Source organism: Pseudomonas sp. (assembly GCF_030696055.1).
Classification (GTDB): Bacteria; Pseudomonadota; Gammaproteobacteria; order Pseudomonadales; family Pseudomonadaceae; genus Aquipseudomonas.
In genome coordinates, this window is the sequence record NZ_JAUYNP010000078.1 from 1 (window position 1) to 4604 (window position 4604).

The 4604-nt window shown below is 60.4% G+C and carries 4 protein-coding genes and 1 pseudogene; 1 reads left to right on the forward strand and 4 read right to left on the reverse strand.

From position 1 onward, the window contains the following. From Q8Q83_RS04590 to Q8Q83_RS04605, 4 genes are all read right to left on the reverse strand, one after another. A partial coding sequence (locus tag Q8Q83_RS04590) for an ATP-binding protein (RefSeq protein WP_305621533.1) occupies positions 1-557 on the reverse strand: 557 nt, incomplete at its 3' end. Next, positions 550-2049, reverse strand: coding sequence for an IS21 family transposase (gene istA / locus Q8Q83_RS04595; protein WP_305621538.1), 1500 nt, complete (start codon positions 2047-2049; stop codon positions 550-552). The genes Q8Q83_RS04590 and istA, both read right to left, overlap by 8 nt. A gap of 1259 nt (positions 2050-3308) precedes the next feature. After that, positions 3309-3656, reverse strand: coding sequence for an MmcQ/YjbR family DNA-binding protein (locus Q8Q83_RS04600; protein ID WP_305621535.1), 348 nt, complete (start codon positions 3654-3656; stop codon positions 3309-3311). A gap of 3 nt (positions 3657-3659) precedes the next feature. Continuing rightward, the gene (locus Q8Q83_RS04605) at positions 3660-3938 is read right to left on the reverse strand and encodes a peptidylprolyl isomerase (RefSeq protein ID WP_305621536.1); all 279 of its coding nucleotides are present in this window, start codon (positions 3936-3938) and stop codon (positions 3660-3662) included. Between the two features lie 238 nt (positions 3939-4176). Between Q8Q83_RS04605 and Q8Q83_RS04610 the strand changes: the two are divergent. Beyond that, a pseudogene (locus Q8Q83_RS04610) lies at positions 4177-4604 on the forward strand (type IV pili twitching motility protein PilT); the annotation flags it as partial.

Genomic DNA, 4604 nt, shown 5'->3' on the forward strand with positions numbered 1-4604 from the left:
TTGGACAGCAGGTGAAACAGCAGGGCACCGCCGGCCTGGCTGAACGGCAGGTAACCCAGTTCATCGAGGATGACTAAGTCCATGCGCAGCAGTGCCTGGGCGATCCGCCCGGCTTTGCCATCGTGCTTCTCGCGCTCCAGCAGATTGACCAGGTCAACCGTGGAGTAGAAGCGCACGCGCTTGCCGTGCTGGCTGATGCCGGATACAGCAAGCGCGGTGGCCAGGTGCGTCTTGCCGGTACCCGGCCCACCGATCAGCACCACGTTCTGCGCGGTGTCGGTAAAGGCCAGGCTGGCCAGCTCCCTGATCAGGCGTGCGTCGGCGCTGGAGGCGCTGAAGTCGAAGCCGGCCAGATCACGGTGCAGGGGCAACTTGGCCATGCTCATTTGGTGGCTCACCGAGCGCATGGCTCGATCCGCGTGTTCCTGCTGGAGAAGGTGTTCGAGCAGCCACCTGGAGGATGCCGTTGCCGACTCGCCCTGCGCGATCAACTCTGTCCAGGCAGTGGCCATGCCGTGCAGGCGCAGTTCCTTGAGTTCCGCCATGAGATCACGCATGAGCGATCTCCTCAGCTTGGTCGCGCAGGCGGTCGTAGCGCGCCGTGTTGGCGACAGGCGCTTCCTTGAGCGGCAAGTGGGTCTCGACCGAGGGCGGCGGCTCGGCCGATGTCAGGCGCGCCACGACGTTGAGGATGTGTTCGGCACTCAGGCTGCCGTTCTCAAGCACCAACTCAACCGCCACTAGCACGGCATCAAGTCCGGCGACCGGTACGGCAGCCAGGACTTGCGCCATGATCCGGTCACCACCGGCATGCCGCGTCAGGCCGTGCTTGAGCTGACGCAGTGGCGCTGGCAAGTCCGCAAAAGGAGCGCCGTTACGTAGCGCGCCCGGCTTGCGCTCGATCAGCGGGATGTAGTGCTGCCAGTCGTAGCTGACCTGGTCGCGATCCAGCAAGCGCGCATGACTGGCAATCAGTGCGTCATCAGCCACCACCTCGATCCGCGTCGGATACAGGCGACTGCTGACCCACCGACCGGCGAACTCACAGGGCACCGAGTAGCGGTTGCGCCCCACGCTGACCAGGCCGGTGCTGGAGACCCGCGCAGCACGCTCGACGTAACCGTCGAAGACCGTGGGCATGGGCATCATTTCGGCCCGCTCCAACTCCAGCACCTCGGCCACACTCAGCCCGCTGTATTGCGGGTGCGGCAGCTCGCTCCAGAGTGCGCGGCAGCGCTGACCCAGCCAGGCATTGAGTTCTTCGAAGGAGTGGAAGTGGACGTCCTGGGCATCCAGCCAGATGCGGCGCCGGCTGTCTTGCACGTTCTTTTCAACGATGCCCTTTTCCCAGCCAGCGGCGACGTTGCAAAAGTCCGGATCGAACAGGTAGTGCGCACACATCACCGCGAAACGCGCATTCACCGTCCGGCCTTTGCCCTTATTGACCTTGTCGACGGCCGTCTTCATGTTGTCGTAGATGCCCCGGCGCGGCACGCCGCCCAAGGCGCTGAACGAGCGCGTATGCGCGTCGAACAGCATCTCGTGCCCCTGGCGCGGATAAGCCACCAGCCAGAACGCACGGCTGGCGCACAGCTTCAGGTGCGCCACCTGCATGCGCCGGTAAATGCCGCCGACCAGCAAGCCCTCTTCGCTCCAGTCGAACTGAAACGCCTCGCCCAGCGCAAAGGTCAGCGGCACAAAGGCGTGCAACGCCTTGCCCTGTTCCCCGCGCCTGGCACGGATAAACGCGGTGAGCTGGCTGTAGCCCCCGTCGTACCCCTCGGCCTTGATTTGCGCCAACAGCGCCTTGGCACTGCGCCGCTGTTGCTTGGGACGCAGCGAGTCGGCTTTCAGCGCCTGTTCCAGCGTTGCGTGAAAAGCACTGAGCTTGTTGAAGAGCGCACGACGCTGGTACACCGGCTGAGCGGCTTCTGGTGCTCTGACCCATTTGCGGATCGTGTTGCGCGCCAACCCGGTGCGCTTGGTTATCTCATGCAGCGACAGCTTGTCGCGAAAATACATCCGCCGGATTTTGCCCATCATTTCCATACTGATCACCCTGTGTTCTCCTGCTCAAAAATTGAGCAGGAGCAGTTGAACACCTGGGTCAGTTTTCAGTCGGCAGAACAGCCTCTACTGGGTCAGTTTTCGGTCAGCGGCAACACGACTAACCTCTTTACCAGCCCCTCCGCTGTGCTGAGCCACTCCGCGACGCGCTTAAGGTCCATCGTCTATTCCCCACCATTGGCCATTGCTGGGTTTGATCAATAAGGTTGAAGCTGCCTATGCAGTGTAGTGGTCTGATCCGAAGCTATAGGCTGGCTGCGTGAAGTTTCGGGCAGCATAGGGATGCCGATGCTGCATGGCGCGCCTTCAACGATAGCGTGCCTAAGCAGGTTCTAAGAACTGTTGACAGGGGTATGCGAACGGGAGCGAATGACAGTTCTGGGGCGGGTTGGCTGCGGAGAGGGTGTCCGGACGCGGCAGCAATCCAGTTGCGCAAGTCCTGCTCTAAGGGACCTCCTTGGATGGGACTAACTTCCCTCCTAGTGTGCTGTTGGAGCGATGCAGTCGATCGCAAAGACCAACAATTCATGCACGCCAGGAGATTCCGCCTGGATGAGCAAGGCTTGCTCCTGCAAGTAGGCAACCAGGGTCGTAAATGGTTGGCCGGCTATCTGAGTCCGTCACTGGCGCTGGTTTCGCTCCGCGCTGCCTCGTGCCTGAGTCGCACAAATTTACAGTGCCAAAAATCCCCCAGTTAGCTACACATGTTCCATCTGCTGTTTGCGCTGTTTAACACGGAAAGAATCGTTGCCGGGTTTGAGGAAGTCGCGCTGATTAACCGCTCGGTGGCTAATCACCATTACTATTGGGCTTGGGCGCTTTGTTGTTTGTATGTGAGCTGGACTATGTCTAACTGCACGTCGTAGTACCAGATCAGCTCGAAGCGTAGGTGAGGACGAGGGAGGTAATTCAAGGAAGTGAGTTGCCCAGAGCGGGCGAGGGGAGATTCAAGTCCGTACCAATTCTTGTACCAATTGGTGCGTAAAGTAGGTGTAGACAGGTACTTTCAAGTCGCTCAAAGCTGCGTAAATGCTGACCTGCCGTCCTCCTGCCAACGCCAAAAACATTGCATGGTGATATTGGCGGTGGAGATCACGAATCTTGGTCCAGATAAGCGGGCGCACGGGCGCGAAAGGGGCGCGATTGTGGCGGTTTACGGGCGCAAAGGGCAGCAGATGGGACGGGTGGAGTGTGCTATCCCAGGCTTTTCTGCCTGAACCTGGTGGGGCGCAGAGGGTGAATTACAGCAGCAGGCCCAGCTGCGAGCGCTTGGGCAGCTTGCGGACCACCAGCTGATGGGAACGGCTCAGCAGTTCGCGCAGCTCGGCGTCGCGCAAAGGGTAGGGCGCGTCCATGCTGACCCAGCGGGCGCGGGCCAGATAGGGTGCGGGGCGAATGCCGGGGCGATCGCAGAAACCGAGGAACAGATCGTCATCGACCTTGAAGGCCAGGCCGTCGTGGCTGGCCAGGTGGATCAGGGCGAACATCTTGTTCTGCGCCACCGAGAATACCCGCACACCGCCCCATTTGATGTCCTCGCGGGCACCGGGCAGGCTCAAGCAGATGGCGGCGACTTGGGCAGGTGTCATGTTTCACTCCCGATAGAAAATCTGCACCAGATGATAGCCAAACTGGCTCTTGATCGGGCCGTGCACTTCACGCACCGGCTTCTTGAAAATCACCTGATCGATCGCCCGGACCATTTGCCCAGGGCGCACCTCGCCCAGGTCGCCGCCTTTTTTGCCGGACGGGCAGGTGGAGTACTTGCGCGCCAGCACATCGAAGGCCTCGCCAGCCGCTATGCGCTTCTTCAGCGCGGCGGCCTCCGCCTCGGTCTTGACCAGAATATGGCGGCACATTGCCTTGGTCATATTGGGCTCCTCAAAGATTGACTCCTCAAAAAATGGCCGGGAGCCATTTTTAACGTCGCGCAGCGGCGGCCCGGAGGGTGGCCGCCAGGGATGGCAGGCCATAAATTTACCGAGCCGCTATTGTGCCAGCATTTGTAGCGCCATCAGAATGACGTCAGTTACTTGCCGCTTTATTGAGGCGGAAACAGGGTCGATCTTGGCCTAACGTATTAATTCAACCTCGACGGATCTGCTCGCCATGGACCTCACCGCAATGCTGAACATCCTCTCCAGTCAGGATGGTTCCGACCTCTACCTGTCCACGGGGGCACCGCCCTGCGCCAAGTTCAATGGCGTGCTCAAGGCCTTGAGCCAGGAGCCGCTGAAAAGTGGCGATGTGGCAGCCGTTGCCGAGTCGATCATGGATGGCGCCCAGCGCCTAGAGTTCGAGCGCGAGCTGGAGATGAACCTGGCGATCTCCATTCCCGGCGTGGGGCGTTTTCGCATCAATATATTCAAGCAGCGCAACGAAGTGTCGATTGTCGCGCGCAATATCAAAATGGAAATCCCCAAGTTCGAGGACTTGAAGCTGCCCGAAGTGCTGCTCAAGACCATTATGGAGAAGCGCGGCCTGGTGTTGTTCGTCGGCGGCACCGGTTCGGGCAAGTCCACCTCCCTGGCGGCGCT